The sequence below is a fragment of the Pseudomonas abyssi genome (assembly GCF_002307495.1).
GTDB classification, from domain to species: domain Bacteria; phylum Pseudomonadota; class Gammaproteobacteria; order Pseudomonadales; family Pseudomonadaceae; genus Halopseudomonas; species Halopseudomonas abyssi.
The window spans coordinates 1-16,501 of sequence record NZ_NTMR01000013.1; the positions used below are offsets into that span (position 1 = coordinate 1).

General features: G+C 61.7%; 24 protein-coding genes. 5 read left to right on the forward strand and 19 right to left on the reverse strand.

Annotated elements, in window-relative coordinates:
* Positions 1-78: 78 nt before the first annotated feature.
* The 10 genes from CNQ84_RS11525 to CNQ84_RS11570 form a co-directional block, all read right to left on the reverse strand.
* The gene (locus tag CNQ84_RS11525; RefSeq protein WP_096005022.1) at positions 79-291 is read right to left on the reverse strand and encodes a hypothetical protein; all 213 of its coding nucleotides are present in this window, start codon (positions 289-291) and stop codon (positions 79-81) included.
* 11 nt (positions 292-302) lie between these two features.
* Positions 303-1,007: a hypothetical protein gene (locus CNQ84_RS11530; protein ID WP_096005023.1), complete on the reverse strand. Its 705-nt coding sequence runs from the start codon at positions 1,005-1,007 to the stop codon at positions 303-305.
* Positions 1,004-1,384 carry a DUF7673 family protein gene (locus tag CNQ84_RS11535; RefSeq protein ID WP_245841347.1) on the reverse strand — a complete coding sequence of 127 codons (381 nt, stop codon included), beginning with the start codon at positions 1,382-1,384 and terminating at the stop codon, positions 1,004-1,006. The genes CNQ84_RS11530 and CNQ84_RS11535 overlap by 4 nt, the downstream gene beginning before the upstream one ends.
* A gap of 157 nt (positions 1,385-1,541) precedes the next feature.
* The gene (locus CNQ84_RS11540; protein ID WP_096005024.1) at positions 1,542-1,913 is read right to left on the reverse strand and encodes a hypothetical protein; all 372 of its coding nucleotides are present in this window, start codon (positions 1,911-1,913) and stop codon (positions 1,542-1,544) included.
* Positions 1,914-1,925: 12 nt separating this feature from the next.
* Positions 1,926-4,721, reverse strand: a complete 2,796-nt coding sequence (locus CNQ84_RS11545; protein ID WP_174704260.1) for a toprim domain-containing protein — start codon at positions 4,719-4,721, stop codon at positions 1,926-1,928.
* Positions 4,722-4,735: 14 nt separating this feature from the next.
* Positions 4,736-5,044 (reverse strand): hypothetical protein, encoded by a 309-nt coding sequence (locus CNQ84_RS11550; protein WP_096005025.1) that lies wholly within the window; start codon positions 5,042-5,044, stop codon positions 4,736-4,738.
* A 72-nt stretch (positions 5,045-5,116) separates the two neighbouring features.
* Positions 5,117-5,473, reverse strand: a complete 357-nt coding sequence (locus CNQ84_RS11555) for a hypothetical protein (protein WP_096005026.1) — start codon at positions 5,471-5,473, stop codon at positions 5,117-5,119.
* On the reverse strand, positions 5,470-5,790 hold the full coding sequence (locus CNQ84_RS11560; RefSeq protein WP_096005027.1) for an ogr/Delta-like zinc finger family protein: 321 nt from the start codon (positions 5,788-5,790) through the stop codon (positions 5,470-5,472). Before CNQ84_RS11560 ends, CNQ84_RS11555 begins: the two co-directional genes overlap by 4 nt.
* Positions 5,787-6,257 (reverse strand): YmfL family putative regulatory protein, encoded by a 471-nt coding sequence (locus CNQ84_RS11565; RefSeq protein WP_096005028.1) that lies wholly within the window; start codon positions 6,255-6,257, stop codon positions 5,787-5,789. Before CNQ84_RS11565 ends, CNQ84_RS11560 begins: the two co-directional genes overlap by 4 nt.
* 6 nt (positions 6,258-6,263) lie before the next feature.
* Positions 6,264-6,500, reverse strand: coding sequence for a DNA-binding protein (locus CNQ84_RS11570; RefSeq protein ID WP_096005029.1), 237 nt, complete (start codon positions 6,498-6,500; stop codon positions 6,264-6,266).
* Positions 6,501-6,584: 84 nt separating this feature from the next.
* Here CNQ84_RS11570 and CNQ84_RS11575 point away from each other — a divergent pair, with 84 nt between their 5' ends.
* From CNQ84_RS11575 to CNQ84_RS11590, 5 genes are all read left to right on the forward strand, one after another.
* Positions 6,585-6,938, forward strand: a complete 354-nt coding sequence (locus tag CNQ84_RS11575; RefSeq protein ID WP_245841351.1) for a helix-turn-helix domain-containing protein — start codon at positions 6,585-6,587, stop codon at positions 6,936-6,938.
* Between the two features lie 92 nt (positions 6,939-7,030).
* Complete coding sequence (locus tag CNQ84_RS20495; RefSeq protein ID WP_165771280.1) at positions 7,031-7,180, forward strand: hypothetical protein; 150 nt, start codon at positions 7,031-7,033, stop codon at positions 7,178-7,180.
* A 52-nt stretch (positions 7,181-7,232) separates the two neighbouring features.
* Positions 7,233-7,757, forward strand: a complete 525-nt coding sequence (locus tag CNQ84_RS20590) for a hypothetical protein (protein ID WP_174704259.1) — start codon at positions 7,233-7,235, stop codon at positions 7,755-7,757.
* A gap of 83 nt (positions 7,758-7,840) precedes the next feature.
* Positions 7,841-8,818 (forward strand): hypothetical protein, encoded by a 978-nt coding sequence (locus CNQ84_RS11585; RefSeq protein ID WP_096005030.1) that lies wholly within the window; start codon positions 7,841-7,843, stop codon positions 8,816-8,818.
* 1 nt (position 8,819) lies between these two features.
* Positions 8,820-9,404, forward strand: a complete 585-nt coding sequence (locus CNQ84_RS11590; protein WP_096005031.1) for a hypothetical protein — start codon at positions 8,820-8,822, stop codon at positions 9,402-9,404.
* A 9-nt stretch (positions 9,405-9,413) separates the two neighbouring features.
* On the opposite strand, the gene CNQ84_RS11595 is transcribed toward CNQ84_RS11590, so the two are convergent.
* From CNQ84_RS11595 to CNQ84_RS11635, 9 genes are all read right to left on the reverse strand, one after another.
* The gene (locus tag CNQ84_RS11595) at positions 9,414-10,601 is read right to left on the reverse strand and encodes a phage late control D family protein (RefSeq protein ID WP_096005032.1); all 1,188 of its coding nucleotides are present in this window, start codon (positions 10,599-10,601) and stop codon (positions 9,414-9,416) included.
* Positions 10,598-11,029 (reverse strand): phage tail protein, encoded by a 432-nt coding sequence (locus CNQ84_RS11600; protein ID WP_096005033.1) that lies wholly within the window; start codon positions 11,027-11,029, stop codon positions 10,598-10,600. The genes CNQ84_RS11595 and CNQ84_RS11600 overlap by 4 nt, the downstream gene beginning before the upstream one ends.
* Before the next feature lie 6 nt (positions 11,030-11,035).
* A complete protein-coding gene (locus CNQ84_RS11605) occupies positions 11,036-13,549 on the reverse strand; it encodes a phage tail tape measure protein (RefSeq protein ID WP_096005034.1) in 2,514 nt (837 codons plus the stop codon).
* Positions 13,527-13,661: a GpE family phage tail protein gene (locus CNQ84_RS11610; protein WP_065335926.1), complete on the reverse strand. Its 135-nt coding sequence runs from the start codon at positions 13,659-13,661 to the stop codon at positions 13,527-13,529. Before CNQ84_RS11610 ends, CNQ84_RS11605 begins: the two co-directional genes overlap by 23 nt.
* Before the next feature lie 8 nt (positions 13,662-13,669).
* Positions 13,670-14,017, reverse strand: a complete 348-nt coding sequence (locus CNQ84_RS11615) for a phage tail assembly protein (protein WP_096005035.1) — start codon at positions 14,015-14,017, stop codon at positions 13,670-13,672.
* A 66-nt stretch (positions 14,018-14,083) separates the two neighbouring features.
* Positions 14,084-14,599 carry a phage major tail tube protein gene (locus tag CNQ84_RS11620; RefSeq protein WP_096005036.1) on the reverse strand — a complete coding sequence of 172 codons (516 nt, stop codon included), beginning with the start codon at positions 14,597-14,599 and terminating at the stop codon, positions 14,084-14,086.
* Positions 14,600-14,646: 47 nt separating this feature from the next.
* Complete coding sequence (locus CNQ84_RS11625) at positions 14,647-15,819, reverse strand: phage tail sheath protein (protein ID WP_096005037.1); 1,173 nt, start codon at positions 15,817-15,819, stop codon at positions 14,647-14,649.
* A 158-nt stretch (positions 15,820-15,977) separates the two neighbouring features.
* Positions 15,978-16,214: a tail fiber protein gene (locus CNQ84_RS11630; RefSeq protein WP_096005038.1), complete on the reverse strand. Its 237-nt coding sequence runs from the start codon at positions 16,212-16,214 to the stop codon at positions 15,978-15,980.
* Positions 16,211-16,498 carry a phage tail protein gene (locus CNQ84_RS11635; protein ID WP_096005039.1) on the reverse strand — a complete coding sequence of 96 codons (288 nt, stop codon included), beginning with the start codon at positions 16,496-16,498 and terminating at the stop codon, positions 16,211-16,213. The genes CNQ84_RS11630 and CNQ84_RS11635 overlap by 4 nt, the downstream gene beginning before the upstream one ends.
* Between the last annotated feature and the right edge of the window lie 3 nt (positions 16,499-16,501).

The following is a 16,501-nucleotide window of genomic DNA, read 5'->3' on the forward strand; positions in this document are numbered from 1 at the left end:
TGCTTGCATGGTGCTCTCCTTTCTGTGGTTGGCCCCGCTGAGTTGCCGCTCTGCGGGGCTTTTTTTCGCCTGCTGGTTTCAGCGGATGCGAATTTTCTTGTCGTTGTCGATCACGTACAGGTTCACGTCCTCCAGCCGGTACTGGCCACCGATGCCGCCTTTTACTCGGTAACCGCTGGGGTCGTCTCTGATGGAAACCTTGAAGGGCTGGCCATAGCCCATGTCGATGTTCATTTGCGTCTGGTGGGCGTACTTGCTGGACTTTTTAATCTCTGCGTATAGCTGCTGCATGGTGTGCTCCTTTAGGCCTGATCGGCGCGTTCCAGCTGCGCGAGCCGGCGATGAATGGCGGTGGTGACGCTTTTCTGTAGGCCGGGCAGTTCCAGGGCCGCTTGGCACTGCTGGGCGGTGAATTCCCGGACCTTCTGAACACGCTCGGCGGCGTCTTGCGTGAAGCAAACGTGGCCGTTGTAGGTGCCAGAGAAGAACGGGTTGACCTTTGCTATGGCTTCCGCCCTTGCCTGGTCGTGTTTGGCGCTTGCCCAGGCTGCGCCGAGTTCCCACGCCTGCTGGTAGGTGTCGGCGTAGATCCATGCGGTGCTGTAGTACCCCCAGCCGCTTGAGTAGCTGGTAGCCGAGTAGTATTTGCGCACGGGGGTGGCAAACTGGACGGCCAAGCCGAGTAGGCCGGCAGTCTCCAGCGCGTTGGCGTTGTTATCCATGCGCGCGCGTTCCGCCTCTCGATCTTCTGGTGCGCCTGCCAACGGCTGATTCAGGACCGTTGCAACGGGCAGCAATGATGGGTGGATGTGAGCAGGCACGGTGTCGCTGTCCAGCTCCCGGATCGAATCCATGAAGCAATCCAGCGTCTCAAAGTCGTCGAAGCTAGAAAGCTCACCCGTTGCGGTCGCGCACGCCAGGTCAACGATGGCCTCCACGCGCAGTTCGCAGCCGCAAGCCAGGCTGGCTCGCTCAGCGTTGTAGTGCTGTGTTGTTTGCTCGGTCATGGTTGTGTCCCCCAGCGCGCCACCAGGCTCTGGAAGATGTGGTGCCCGCCCTCGATCAGTTCATGCACCTCTTGCTCCGGTGCCCAGTCCATCATCAGCACGGCCATGCAGTCGCTGTGGATCTCTTCGTCCAGGGCGCGCAGGTCGGTGAGGGGGAAGGGGTGTTCCGGGCCGTTGTACAGGCCCAGCAGAAAGCGGGCGACCACGGCGCTTTGGCCGCTGCTGCGCTGGGCGATGGTGACCAGCCGGCGCAGGGCTGGCAGGCCGGATGCCTGCACGGCCTGGCGTTGGCGCTGCATGGCCTGCAGTTTTTTGTACAGGTGTTCTGCTGCGCGCTGCTGGTCGAGCTGGTTGGTGTAGGTTGCAGTTGCTTGCATGGTGCTCTCCTTGAGGGTGCCGGCGTTGCCGCGCCGGCGGTGTGTTATTTGTGTGCCAGGGCCATGAGCGCGTCAGGGAAGAAGTGGGCCACAGCCAGGCCCAGGCAGATCAGTAGGGCGCTGCCGGTCAGGGTGGCGATGTCTTGGGTGCGGTGGCTCATTGCAGTGGCTTCCCGAACAGGCCGCTGAACAGTGCTGCCCGCACGTCATCGTCATGGGTTGGGCGTTTGGTGATGTAGGCCACCCACTCTGGCGGGTAGAACAGGTCATCCAGCTCGGCGCCAGTGAGCCAGCGCGAATTTCCCCCATCGGTTTTCACCAGGTAGCTGGTTTGGCTGGGCGTGCCGTCGGCGTAGTCCACGCCGCTGATGGCCATGATCTTGGCATTGCCGGTGCGCCGGCCGTCGCGGGTGGGCAGTACGGCACCCAGCACGTACTTGCCGTTGGCTGGGCCTGACGCCCAATAGGGCTTGCGCAGGTCTGTGATGGTGAAGTCGTGAAAAAATCCGATGTACGGTTTGCCTTGCATGGTGCTTTCCTTTCAGTTGGTTTCGGCGTTGCCGCGCCGGTTGGGGTTCTCAAACACCCAGCACCGGACGGTGATGGGCTTGAGGTTGTCGAAGCCGCGTTGCTGGTTTTGCCGCTCGCGGATCCGGCTGTTTACTGCGCGTTGGCCCAGGTACTTGCGGCTGCTGCTGTCGGGCAGCCAGGTGCGTAGGTCGCTCGCGCTGGGTAGCTCCTGGCGGTGCTCGGCCGCCAGGCGCACAAAGTCGTTGATGTGGATGGCAATGAGGTTGGGGTCGCGGCTGTGGTTGACTACGCCGTCGTCGCGCTCGGCCTCCAGGTAGTCGTACACCTCCCAGAACTGCGCCACGCCCGGGTGATCTGCGCTGATGGCAAACTGGCGCTCGATGGCCATGCTCACCAGCTCCGCGCGGCACTCGTTGACCTGCTGCTGAGTGAGGGGGCAGACCATGGCCAGGCAGTCGATCAGGGCCATCATCTGCGCGTGGTTTTTGATGATGCGCTCCACGCGGATCTCTTTAACGCCGCGCAGGGTGGTTTCGTGGCCCTTGAACGCTTTGAGAAAGCATTCCATCAGCCCGGCCTCTTGGGTCATTACCTTGACCATGAAGTGGCTCAGCTGCTCTACCTGCATTTGTTCCAGCTCTGCGATGGCAACGCGGCTCTCTGGCGTTGTTTCCGCACGCATCAGTATCACTTTGACCAGGCGGGTCAAAATCGCTTCATGCGCGCTTACAGCCGCGTTCTGGCTGATGACGATGCTGCCGCGAAAGGGTGGCTCGTAGGTTTCGTTGCCGGCGGTCTTTACACCGGTCACGCCCAGGCTGCCGCCGTTGTACAGCGGTTTGAGCTCGTCCCAGTCGTAGGCTTTTTTGGGGCGTCCGCCGGCGGCGGCGCTGGGGTCGTTGCGGTCAGCCTCCAGCAGCACAACGGGTTGGTTGGACACTTGCCCCATCCACCGCCGGCGGCCTGACTGGGTGCCCTTGGATGGGTCTTTGCCTTCGTCGTCGGCCCGGCCGAACATTTTCCAGATGAAGTTGATCAGGGTGGACTTGCCCGCGCCGGGCTCGCCGGTGAACTCCAGAAACGGGAAGCTCTTGTGCACGCCCCGGATCTGCTCGGCCAGTGTCGAGCCCAGCCAGAACGCCAGCACGATGGCCCCTTTTGCGCCAAAGCACAGCCACAGCTTGGGCAGCCAGTCTGGGTTGTAGTGGCTGGGGCGCGTTTCAATGTGCAGCTGGATAGAGCGCTGCAGCGTCTTGAGGCGGGTTTTGCCCATGTCGAAGTAGTCTTCGTCGTTGGCGTGGTAAACCTGCCCGCCCTTGACCGCAACGTCGGCAAACACATAGGCCTGGTGTTCTTTGCTGTAGCCCATGTAGTCGATGGTTTCGACCACCTTGAGGCCGTACAGCTGCTTACGCATGAGGTGATCGAGCTGGCCACCGCTGCCGGTATACATGGCGCCGGTGGCCACGTGAAGCAGGCGCTTTTTGAACTCGGCCGCAGCGGCCAGCTGGCCGCTGGTGAAGGTGGCTTTGACGGTGCCGCCGTCATGCGGAAAGTCAATGCGCAGGTAGTACCAGGCCTCATCGGTAATGAGGTTGCGTTGGTAGTACAGGGCCTCAAAGGCGCAGTTGGCCAGCTCGACCACTCCGCCGGCCAGGCGCAGGGCTTTGTCGCGCTTTTGCTTCTCGGTCATGAGGCGGTCTTCTTGCCGCTCGCTGCCGTCCAGTGCTTCGCGGGCGGCGTTGTACTTGTTCAGGTCCAGCTTGAACCAGTAGAGGCAGTTCTCGTAGACAAAGGGGAACTCCTGGCGCTCATGCCAGGTGTACATGAGCATGGCGTAATCACTGGCGCTTTCAGCCAGCAGCAGATCGCCGTAGTGGCGTGCCTCTCGCAGGTCTTTGTCGATGCGCTCTTTACGCTTGGCCTCGTCATCGATGTTGGCCCAGCGCAGTTGGTGCAGGTCATTCCAATCTACTTTGCGGCCGCGCTGCGGGATCTGCGCCGCGCTGCTGCGATAGCCCAGCTCAGCGGCGCGGGGGCCGTACTTGCGGATGCCGGCGCGGGCCGATGGCTCGTTGTCCAGCGCCCACACCAGGGCGGGCAGCTTGGGGGCTTTTCCGTCTTTGCCTTCCTGCGCCAGGCGCTGGGTGGCCAGCTCCTGCAGAAAGGCCTCGGGGTAGGGCGCGCTGCTCATCATGGAAACGGCGGCAATACCGTGGTGCAGCAGGGCGATGGCGTCGAATATGCCCTCGACGATCCATAGCTCTTTGACCTCCAGCAGATCCACGCACGGCGGTACCCAGCACTTACCCCGGTAGCTCCACCCGGGTTTGAAGCGGGCTTTCTTGCTGCCAAACCGGCTGGGCCGGTCGATCAGCCGCTCCCAGTAGCCGCCATCGGGCATGGTGAACCGCACGGTGGCGCTGCCGATGTCCAGGGTTTGGTCCCAGTAGTTCTCCTGGGTGTACCAGCCGCGGATCTGCTGCAGGTCAAAGCCGCGGTTAAAGCTCAGGTACGCATCTGCGCTGGCGGCGGGGTTTTCCGGGGTGGCCGGGTGGTTGCGGCTGACGTCCTCGAACAGATCAGAGTAGATGTCTTTGATGTGGATCTGGTGCCGGCATGAGCCACGGCCGCACATAAGCACCCAGGGCGCTGCGTGGTGGGCGTAGAGCGAGGGCTCTTTGCTTTTGCCGCCGTGGCACTCCGGGCACACGCCCTTGCGCAGCCAGCCTGTGCTGCCGGCCGGCACCAGGTTGTATTGCTCTTTCAGGCGGTGCAGCACCGTTTGGTGCAGCTGCGGGGGCATTTCACGTACTGCACTCACTGGCCGGCCTCCGCTGACAGGCGGCGGCACAGCTGGCCCAGCTCCAGCAGCTCGCCGGTGACGCCGCGTTTGCTGTTAAAGCTCATGCCCAGCAGATAACCGTCTGCCCGGGAGGCGTACCAGCTCAACATGACCTGGTTGCGGGCTGCTGCCTCAGTCAGCATGTGCTGTAGCCAGTCCTGCAGCATGGGGTGGTTGCTGGCGGTGTGTTGCAACGCCGGCAGGCTGCTCAGATGCTCGCGCAGGGTGGCGGCACAGCGGGGCGCCTGTGGCGGATGTGGGGGCTGGTGCGTCAGGTTTTGCATGTAGTTCACCGTGCTCTGGGTGCAGCTCCCCCCTACCCACGCAAGGCGGGCAAGGGCTGGGGTGTTTGGGGGTCAGTTGACGGCGGTTAGCCGTTTTCGCTTGGGCGTGGCAATCAAATAGCGCGCGATCAGCTCGGCCGGTATGGCGTGGGTCAGGCCGGTGCGGGTGTCCACCAGGGCAAGGGTGTGGGCGCTAGTTGCCTCAAGGTCTACCCGGTAGGGCTGCTCTGCGCTATGCAGCTCCCCGTAGGCGCGCAGCACCAGCTTTTCTGCCAGCGGCCGGGCAACGCTCAGAGCGCATTCCAGGTGATCGGCCGCGCGGTTGATCAGCGCCTGGCTTGCGCCAAGATGCTCGGCCTGGTGGCGCTGCATGTAGCCCAGTGCCGCGGCTTGCATATCGTCCTGATAATCCTGCGGGGTGGCGTTCATGCGGTTGCCTCCTGGTCGAGCTCTTCGAGAAAGGTGAGTTGGTCTTTGTTGGCGCTGGGCGCCAGATCGCGCATGGCCTGCAGCCGCTCTTTGGCGGGAGACAGCGGCAGCGTTGCCTGTGGGTTGGGCAGGCCAGAGGGCGACAGGGTGTAATCCCACGTCAGCGAGCCCACATAGCTGGCCCCACACACCAGGTTGTTGCAGCGCCCATACATGGTCTGGAAGGTGGGCGTTTGCTTCTCCGACTTGCGGATAAACATTGGCTCGCCGCAGGCCGGGCACAGGCAGCGATACCCGCCGTGGTTGGGGGCTGTCATGGTTTCACCCGGCTGTGCAGCGTGATGGTGGCCAGCACTTGGCCGTGCCGCTCTGACAGGTGCTTGGCGTGCAACGCGAGGATCTCGCGCTTTTCTGCGCTGCTGATCTCGCCGTCGTCCAGCGCTTTAGCAATGTACTGGTCAACCAGCCCCCGCTTGCTGGAGGTGCGCAAGCCGCGTTGGTGCAGCTCGATGTTGTCCAGCAGCTCGGCGGCGGGCATGGGCACGTAAAAGCCTGCGTACTGCTGGCAGATGTATTCAGCGAGGTAGGTGGTTTTGGTCACTGCCTCAAGCTGGATGATCTGGCTGTCGTCCAGCGGCCGATGGCCGTTGTTCTCGTAGGCGTGGTTGTCGAACTGTTTGAGCGTCAGCCCCAGCAAGCCTGCAGCGCCCTCACGGCCACCGGGGTAGGCCCGGATGACAGCGCTGACAACCTGACGGCGGGTTTCAAGAATCTCGCGGTTCATCTTCTGTTACCCCTCTGCCAGGGCGGCGGGGTAGGGTTTTACCGTGCCCCGTTTGATACCCAACAGCACGGCGGCACGATGCGCGTCACCGCGCAGGCACTTCTGCTGGCCGTTGAGCACCGCGTACACGGTGGATGGTTTAAAGCCGTGCAGCTCTGCCCACTCTTTCGATGAAAGACCTTGGGCGATGAGCCTTGCTCGGGCGGCTTTGCGGGCTTGCTCTGTAGGGTAGGCGTTGGGCATAGTGTAAATTCGTGCAATTTCATGTGATGACAGCGCAAGGATGATGCACGAATCTGCATCAGTCAATAGTAGGGATGAAAATATTTGCATCATTCGAGAGCGCAGATAGGCGCCCGCCTGCAAGAAGAGCGGCAGCGGGTAGGCCTGACGCAGGGTGAATTTGCCGAAAAAATCGGCGTCGCCAAGCGCACATTGGCTGGTTATGAAGCCGGTACGGGCGAGATTGGCGCCACAGCGCTGGATGCTGCCCGCCTGGTGGGTGTTGACGTGCTGTATGTGGTCAGCGGGATCCGCGCGCCCACCCCTGAAAGCTCACTGAGCGAGCCGGAAGCACGGTTGGTTGAAGACTTTCGCAAGATGCGCAGCGCTGACCAAGGGTCTGCACAGCGCATGGTGAGCGCGTTGGCGGAGACATCAGCGGGATATGATGCCAATTAGCCATCGCGCCCGGAGCGCATTGCTTTGACACTCCCTGCAGGGTGTGTGGTCGGTGCCAAGGTGGCGCCGGACACCCTGACAAGGAGCGAAATATGGAGTACCAGGAAAACCCGCAAACGTCCGTATCTCTGCCGTTGAGCGCACAGGAAGCTGCGCTGCTACAGGGATTTCGTCAGCTAGATGAGCAGGCGCAGCAGGATGTGTTGCGGGTGGTAAGAGCGTTGCTAGGCTTGCCGGCTTAGCGCGCCTGTAAGAGCACCGCCGCCTGGTGGTGCTCCGGACAAGGAGCCAATGATGGCATTGCACAAGCGTTCAGAGTGCAGACAGGACGTGGCAGGTAGTAGCGACGCCGCACCAGGTGGAACACTGGCCAGCAGGCTTGGCGCCATGGTGTTGATGGGCGTTGTTGCCGTTGCCGTCGTGTCTTGCGGCGGCAGTGATGAGCCGGTCGCATCCACCACCCCCCAACAGAACACCACCCAGCCAGCCCACGCCAAACAATGGTATGAGGGCGGCACGCTGCATGAGGCCAACGGGCTTGAGTGGCAAGCCGGCACTCAAGCCGACAAGTTAGCTACAGCCGGCGACATCTTGGCCAGGATCAACAATGTTGGACGCCTAAGTCCGCAGATCGCCGCCCGAGTCAATAACATTGACGATTACAAGCCGCTGGCTGCAGAGCTGGTAACGCAGCTGGATGAAGCTTTCGCACCTGATCCAGACCCCGCCGAGAATGAGCGCCTGTTCGCTAACCAAACCGTCTCATCAACGAGCGTCATGGTGCTGGCGTTGATGGGGTGGGTGCAGACGGGTGGCTAGCGCTTCTACTCGATAGTGAACCGACGCTTACCGGTTGAAGACCAGAGAGACCGGTCGACAGTAATTTCGATCAGGGAAGTAACATGACAACGAGAAATATCTATTTTTTCGACATGAAGGTAACGGCAAGAGGGAAGTTTAATCGCCGAGATGATCCTATTGATTTCAATGTGAAACCTAAGGATATATCCACGATCGCGGAAGATATAAAACAAATCTTTACCGGCGGTGACAATCTTTTGCAATCAGGTCGTAACACTGACAGCCCGTCGCATTATTTGCAAGACTGTCAGGTAGATGACGAAAAGATCGTTCTTTTGGTTAATCGTTGTGATCCGAAAGCCCCTGATATGGTGACATCTAATCCCGCAGAGAAGGAACAGATAGTTCACGCAAAACCCGCTGGGCACGGTGGTGACTTTTCATCTCACGTCGTTATTATGAAAAATCCGGTCAGGGGTGATAATTATTACCTGTGCGTAATTGAGAGTTTGGTGGGTTCCGGCCTTAGTTCTACGGTCATAAAGTCATATTTGAAGAGTGTTCTTAATAAGTGCCGGCGTGAGTTTAAAGCAAGGTATACGATTCCAGATATTAGTGAGCCAAAAGTCAAGGTTAGGCATGTGCATGATATTGCATTCCAAGGGCATCCATCTGAAAGCTTTATGAGGGACTTGGAGAACGGCTACCTCTCAGGTGCGCAGGCGATAAATTACACTGGCGTTGGGAAACACCTTGACTCTAATGGAGCCATAACAGAAGACTACAAAACCATTAAACTGAAGGTGGATAGTAGCCTCATTGGCGATACGGTTGCTTCGCTGAGGGCTGTAAGAAGCAAGCTGATGAGTGAGTATAAAGAGTACTCAGAACTGAGGATTGCATTCAGGACGGATGGTGAAAATAAAACAGCTAAGCTGTCAATCGAAACTGGCCAGCTAGTTGACGCTGACAGATACACAAAGAGGCATGAGTTAAAGTCTATTGTTACGAATCAGACGAGTTATGCTAAAATTAGCAGTGTGATTTTAAAGGAAATAATGTCTTATATAGGCAAGTAAAATGTTTCTGACGCAGCTATTTAAGCCGTTTGGTTATTTTAAGATCAAGCTTCGCCATAAGTGGCGTATAGATTGGGCAGTTCCTGCTATTCTAGCTTTGCTGGTTTTGTGGCTTATTGATAAAACTATCGCCGTAACAAGCATATCTGCATCTGGCGGCATAGCTGCGCTAGTGCTTAGCTTTCTTCAAACCCTGCCGGGGTTCTATATTGCTGCCCTGGCAATTATATGCAGTATCAGAAATCCGCGCCTTGAAAAGTCTTTTGACGGAGAACCCCCCAAAATCATAGTGCGGGTTAGAGGTGAGGAAACGCCAGTAAAGCTTTCGCGTCGTCGCTTCCTTGCGATGCTGTTTTCGTTTCTAACTGCGCAATGCTTATTGGTTATTGCGTACTCGATAATTTATATCGCTCTGAATGATTTTATTGCCAGCAGATATACGATTTTCTTTGGGGTAAACAATTTAATTATCTACGTTAATGCTTTTGTTTACCTCACGTTGGTTTGTCAGCTGTCGGTCGTTACTTTTTGGGGGTTGTACTACCTTGGCCACAAGCTCCACACCAGCGAGCACGAAACTGAGTAGTCGTTTTCACTACCCCAGCCGCTCAAACTCCCGCTTCACCGCCCGCTCTGCACTGCCCTTGCTCGCATATAGGTGAGTAAGGCGCAGCGGGCTGGTCTGATCCCCTTCTGTTACTGGCTGCTGGTTGCCGTCTTTGTCGCGGTACCAGGCAATCACCCCGGTGTATTGCGTCTCTACCAGGGCGGCCAGGTCTTCATCTTCTGCCAGTTGGTTTTCCAACTCCAGGGCAACGGTGTAGCCGCTTTCATTCACCTGGTGCATTACCCGCCGGCACAGCCACACCACCGCGCTGATCTCCGGTTTGATGCCGCTGAGGCCAAAGGTCATTTCCGTTATCAGGTCGGCCCGGCCGCGGGCCAGGGTGTAGCTGAGGGTGGCTGCGCCGCGTTGCAACCGGCGCCACTCGCTGCGCACGGCCTGCAGGGCGCTGGCCTGGTCTGCGTAGACGTGGCGCAGGGTTTTGACGTTGTCATCTGTGCCGATCAGCGCTTCCAGCCGCTCTGCGCTGTTGGGCTGGTAGTAGTGGGCGCGCACGCCGGTGTAGGCGTCGCGGTCTGCCTGCAAAAAGCGGTGGTTGTCGCCGCTGCTGCGAGTGTGCTGCACGTGGGGCAGGGGCAGGCCGCTGGCGGTTCTGGCTGCGCCCACGGGGGTGACCAGCAGGTGCCCGGCCTTGATGGTGGCATTGGCGTCGTGCTCTTGCGCCAGGCGGGTGAGTAGGTTGGCGTCTGACTCGTTGGCCTGGTCCTGGTGGGCGAGGGGTAGGGCGGCCAGCACTACGTCTATTACCGGTTTTAGGCTGTAGGCCTCGGCGATGGTGTGCAGCACGTCGCCCAGGGTGACGCTGTGCCAGCTGCGCTCGCGCTTGCGGCTGAGCTCGGCGCGTAGGTCTGCGCTGCGGGCGCGGATGCTGAGTGTGTCTGGTGCGCCGCTATGCTCGGTTTCGTCTACTACGTAGCTGCCTTTGTACACCAGCCCGGTATCTGACCAGCCCAGCCACAGATCGACCTGCGCCCGGCGGGGCGGTATGGCCAGCTGGCCGTCGTGGTCTGACAGGGTGATGTCCAGCTGGTCTGCCTCCAGGCCCCTGTTATCGGTCAGGGTGAGGCTGATCAGCCGCGGGCTGATCTTGCTGGTGATGTCTTGCCCGTTGACGACGACGCGATACGCGGGGGCGGGGTGGCTGCTGAGGTTGATCATCGCAGGATGTTGCCGAGGGTGCTGAGCAGGCTGCCGAGCAGCTCGATCTGGCTGTCATCCACGCGCTGCAGGGTGAGCGTGAACTCAATGCGCCGGGGCGCGCCATCGCGGAAAAACAGGGTGTTGGTTTCTTGCAGGTTTTCGATGATCCACAGGCCGTAGATGCGACCGGTGCCCTCGACAAGGGGCCACGCTTTGCCGCTGTCTGCCATGAGGCGTAGGGCATCCAGCGACAGCCGTTGGCCGCTGATCTCGGGCAGTATGAGCCCGCTGAGGGTGATGGTGTCGTCGCCTTTGCCAACGAACTGACGGGCCGGCAGCGCGCCCACGCGCGGGTTGCTGGGGTGGCGCCAGCCGGTTTGCCGCTGCAGTTGTTGGTAGGCGGTGGTGGTGAGGCTGAACACGTAGAGTCCGAGGGCCATCATCATGGGGCGTTACTCCTGGTCATACAGGCTGCTGCGCGCGCGGGCGCCGGCGGCGCGCTCGCGGCGGTCCAGCTCGGCGGCGACGGCGTGGGCGATGGCTTGCGGGCTCATGCCGTCAGCGGCGTGAATGTGGATCTCGTAGCGGCTGCCGGTGCTACCGGCGTAGGCCGGGCGGGCCGACAGCGGGCGGCGGCTGTCAAAGCGAATGCCACCAGCGGCGCTGGCCATGCGTTGCGACACGCCCGCCACGGCGGCCAGCGGCTCACCCTGCTGGCGTTGAATGCCCTGGGCCAGGCCCTGCATGGTGAAGCCGCCCAGCTCGGCAAATACACGGCTTGGGCTGTGGATGCCCAGCACCCGCTTTACGCTGGCAGGCAGCATGGATGCGATTTTGCTGAGCGCAGAGACAAGCCCGGGCGCCAGGCGCTTGAGGCCGGCTACCAGCCCGTCAATCAGGTTGCCGGGCAGCTCTACGCCAAACCAGCTCATGACGGCGGCAAAGGCCTTGTAGAACATGCCCAGCGGTGACCAGTTGGCGATCAACTTGTTCACGCCAAGAATACCGCCGCCAAAGGCGGTGGTGATCTCGCCCCAGATGGCTTTGGCGCCCCTGCCCAGATCTGCCCATAGGGCTTTCAGCCCGCCGATGACGCCGTCCCAGTTTTTGTACAGCAGCCAGCCAGCGGTAACGAGCAGGGTGATGGCCAGGCCAATGGGGTTGAGCAGCAACGCGCGGCCGAGCCACATAAACGCCGTGCCCACTGCCTTGAGAATGGGCAGTAGGCCCATGGCTTTGACGCCAAACAGGCTCAGGCCCAGGCGGATCATGGCGAAGGGGCCGAGGATGGAAGCCAGGGCAATGGTCAGCGCGCCAAACAGCGTAATGAGCGCTGCCAGGCCAATGGCGATTTTGATCAGCGCGCGGGCCAATAGCGGGTTCTCGACCATCCACTGGCGAATGCCACGTACCATCTCAGCCAGTGCTTGAATCATGCCGCGCAGGTCGCTGTTGGCGGTGTCCTGCATCTGGATGCCCAGGTCTGCCCAGACGCTTTTCAGCGCGGCGATATCGCCGCCGAGGTTGTCGCCCATTACCTGGGCGGTGCGTGCGGCTTCGCCCTGGGCGGTGCGCAGCTGACCGATCAGCGTCTGCAGGCCACCGTTGCCGGCCTGCTGTGTGAGCACGGTGAGCGCGCTGCCTGCCTCTTCGCCGGCAATGGCCTTGAGAATAGCGCCGCGCTCTGTAGAGCCCAGTGCGGCGGTGCGGTCGTGGATCTCTTTGAGCAGGTCGGGCAGGGGGCGCATGTTGCCCTCGGCGTCTGCTACCTGCAGTCCTAGTTCGGCAATGGCGTCTGCCGCCATCCTGGGGGGCGCGGCCAAGCGGCTGAGAATGGCGCGCAGCGCGGTACCGGCCATGCCGCCCTGAATGCCGGCGTCGCCCAGCTTGCCGGCTGCTGCTGCCATGATCTCGATGTCTTGCCCGTAGGCCGCAGCGTTGGGGGCGGCGTACTTCATGGTTTCGCCGAGCATTTCCAGCGAGGTGTTGGAGCGGGTGAACGCGGCGGTCAGCACGTCGCTTACGCGCGTCATGTCGCGGGCTTGCAGGTTGAAACCGGTGAGGATGTTAGACGCGATATCCGCCGTGGTGGCCAGCTCCACGTTGCCGGCTTTGGCGGCATCGAGCATCGCCGGCATCGCATCCATGATGGCCTGGGGGGAGAAACCAGCCATGGCCAGAAAGCCTTGGCCCTGTGCAGCCTCGTTGGCACTGAACTGGGTAGCAGCCCCCAGCGCACGTGCTTGGGCTCGCAGCGCTGCCAGCTCGGCGCTGTCGCGCTCCAGCCGGGCCAATGCCTGCACCCGACTGACGTCTGAATCAAACTCAATGCCCGGCGCCAACAGCCGTGCCCCGCTGTACAGCATGGCGCTGCCGGTGGCCAGGCCTGCGGCACCGGTACCGGCCATGGCACCAGTCATTGCCTGGGTGCGCTGGTACTGCTGTTTGGCGCGTGCCAGGCGCTGCTGCTGGGCCGTGACGGCCTTGAGCCTGCGCTCTTGCTCTTGCAGCTGGTTGTTGGTGCTGTCGATGCGTTGGCGCAGGGTGCGCTCATGCTCACCCAGGTTGCGGGTGCTGATGCCGGCTTCATTCAGCTTGCCGCGCAGCCCCTGCAGCTGCCGTTGCTGCTCCTGGTGCTTTTGCTTGAGGGCGTGGGCTTCGCGCACGGCGCGGCGAAAATCGTTGCTCAGTGCACGGGTGGGCGTGCTGGTTTGCGCCATTTGGCGCGACAGCTCGCGCACGCGGTCGCGGTTGGCGCTGATGGCTTGCGTGGTTTGCTTGGTGGCGTTGTTCAGGGTGCGCCAGCTGCTGATGTCGCCCTGTTGGCGCTGCAGCTGCTTGAGCTGATCGCGGGTGGTCTTGAGCTCACGCCCCAGCCCCACACTGCCCTGGGTGATGGCGCGGATCGGCTTGGTTGCGCGGTCGAGCGCCTGCAGAACGACCTCAAGTTTCAGCTTTTGCGCCATGCACCTGGTTCCATTGCTTGATTGCGCGGTTGCGCCAGTCCATCAGCTCTGGCAGGCCGAGGCGGTCCATCTCGCTCGGCCCCCAGTGATACACCAGGGCGATATCGCCCATGGCTTCTTCTACGCTTCGAGGGAGGCCTGCCGCGCTTTCTTCGTCAGCAAAAAACTGGCCACGGCGACCCCGCATTGCATCAGGTCTGCCGGGTCCATGCGGCCGACCTCAACGTCGGTCAGGCTTGGGGTGCTGATGCGTGGCAGCACTTTGCGCAGGGCTTGCACGTCCATCTGGGCCAGCTCCATGAGGCTGACGCCGCGCAGCTCGCCGGATACGGGCTTGCGCAGGGTGATGCTGGTGATATCGCTGTTGCCGCGCTTGATGGGCTCGTCCAGCTCGATGACCTGGTTGTTGTCGTCAGCGGCGGCGGGCTGGGCTTGCGCCTCGGCCTTGGGTTGTTCTGGGGTTTCCATGGTGCGTTCCTTTGTTGAGAGCGGCCCCGGCATGCGCGCCGGGGGTGTGTTGTTGTGGCTCAAGGGTTAGATGCCGAGGGCGGCGCGCTGGTCGGCCAGAATGTCCTCGCCGTTGACGATCTCGACCATGTTGGGAATGTCGATCTCGACCAGGACCTCACCGTCCACACTCAGCTTGTAGTAGGTGCAGGTGGTGGTGATGCTGTGCTCTGTATCGCCGCCGGGCTCTGCGCTGCCAAAGTCGATCTCTTCATGCCGGCCGCGCATGACTACCTCAACCGCCTGGGTGGCGCCGGTGTCGTCTTGCTGCACTGCGCCGGTAAAGCGCAGGGCCACGGCACTGGCGCTGGTGGCGCCCCATTGGCGAATGGCGAGCAAGTCCCAGCCGCCGAGGGTCCATTCCACCTGAATGCCATCGTCGGACAGGCCCATGTCGGCTTTGACTGGGCCGTTCATGCCGCCGCCCCGGTAGGCCTCCATTTTGCGGGCCAAGGTGGGCAGGGTGATGTTTTTGGCGATGCCCTGGTAGCTGTTGGCATCGTTGAAGATGTTGAAGTTTTTGAGCTTGCGCGGCATGGCCATGGGGGCGCTCTCCAGTAGTTAGCCCCGGTGCGGCCGGGGCTGGGTGATCAGGCGTTGATGCGGCTGGCAAAGTCGGCCAGGTAGCGGTCGGTGATGCGCTGGCGCAGGGTGAGGTTTTCCAGCGGCGGTACCGGCGTGTAGTCGTAGTCGATCAGCAGCTGGCCATCCTTGAGGGTGGCGGCGCTGTTGGCGGCTTCGTCGTACCAGGCGCTGGCGTCAATGATGTAGCCACCGGCCTTGAGCTCGCGGATCTTGGCGTTGATACCCTCCAGAATGTCGCGCACCAGACTGGGGTGCATGGGCTTATCTACGGCCCAGAGGTGCGCCTCGGCGATTGTGTCGGCCAGTACCTGGGCGGTGCGGGTACTGGACTCAAATGCGAACAACGGGTCATCACTGCAGGTACGCGAGCCCCAGAAGCGGAAGCCGTCAGCGCGCACCAGGGTGGTGATGTCGTTTTCGTTGAGGTAGCCGGCGTCGGTGGCGGGGTTTTGCAGATCCCAGTAGACCGGTTTGCTGATGCCGGTAACGCCGTTAACACCGACGTTGGACAGGGTCTTGTGCCAGCCGGTTTGTTGGTCGATTTTGGCGCGCAGGCCAAGGGCGAGCGCCACAGCAGGAATGGTGACCTCGGCGTTGGCGTCGGTATCCCAGCCGGTGAAGTCGGGCCAGATGAGCATCAGCTCGCGCGCGCTGAAATTCTCGCGGTAGGTGACCGCTTCCTCTTTGGTTTCGCAGCCAGAGCAGCTGGCGTAGGCCATGGCGCGCAGCTGCTGGGCAACGCTGACCAGCTCGGTTGCTACCGGCAGGGTATCCAGCCCCGGTGCGCCGATAATGCGCGGGGTAACGCCCAGCTGGGTTTTGGCAGCCAGCAGCGCCTTGAGGCCGGTGAACTCGCCGCCGGCGGTGACCGTGCCGATGACGTTGCTGTTGGTTTCTGCCTCGTCTGCACCTTCAGCCACGCGCACCACTACGGTGACGGGGCTGGCGTTGGCGGCAATGGCCTTGAGGGCAATGGCCAGCGTGCCCTCGGTACCGGCGCTGCCGATCGCGCTGAGCACGTCGGTGAGCAGCACCGGTTTGTTGAGCGGAAAGAGTGTGGCGTCGGCGTCGTCGGCAGTGCACACCAGGCCGAGCACAGCGGTGCTGACGGTGCGAATGGGGCGAACGCCCTCGTTAATCTCGACGACGCGCACGCCGTGGTGATAAGCGGCTGGCATGGGTGGCTCCTGCAGTACGTTGACCTGTGAGCCTTGAGGGTGACGCGCGGGCGAGGGGTGAGCCAGTTGGCAGCGGTGGTGCGGGGGGCGTTACACGGCGGGCGAAGAACCCCGCCGAAACGGGGGTGCTTACTTCGACCTAAGCCCGGTTGATGCTATCAGGCTTTGATGATGTAGGGCAGTGTCTCGGCGGTGCGGTCGGGCAGCAGCGGATCTGCACCGGATACGCCAAAGGGGTTGCCTTGGGCGATCAGCATATCGCGCAGGTTGTCGGCGGTGCCGGCGGGCAGTGCTGAGCCGTCGCACAGCAGCCAGCCAGCCGGCGGTGTGGCGTTGACGGCATAGACCACTTCAACACCCGGCATGTGCTCCCACATTTCCAGAACCTTGCTCATTGCTGTTGCTCCTCGATCAGGGCTTGCACGTCCGGGTTGTCCGCCAGAAAGGCGGCCAGTTTGGCGGCGGGGCTGGGTTGCTCCGGTTGGCGCGGGCGGTTGACCAGCGCCCAGCTGGCACCCGTCCAGCGGGGCCACTTGTCTTCTGGCCAGTCGTCCGGCGGTGGGCTTTCCACTGCGCCGGCGGGCAGCAGGTACACGCCGGGTTCCAGCGGGGATTCATCGGCCTCGACAGGCCCCAGCAGCAGGCCAGCGCGGTTGGTTTGGTAGACGGTTTTGGTCATGGG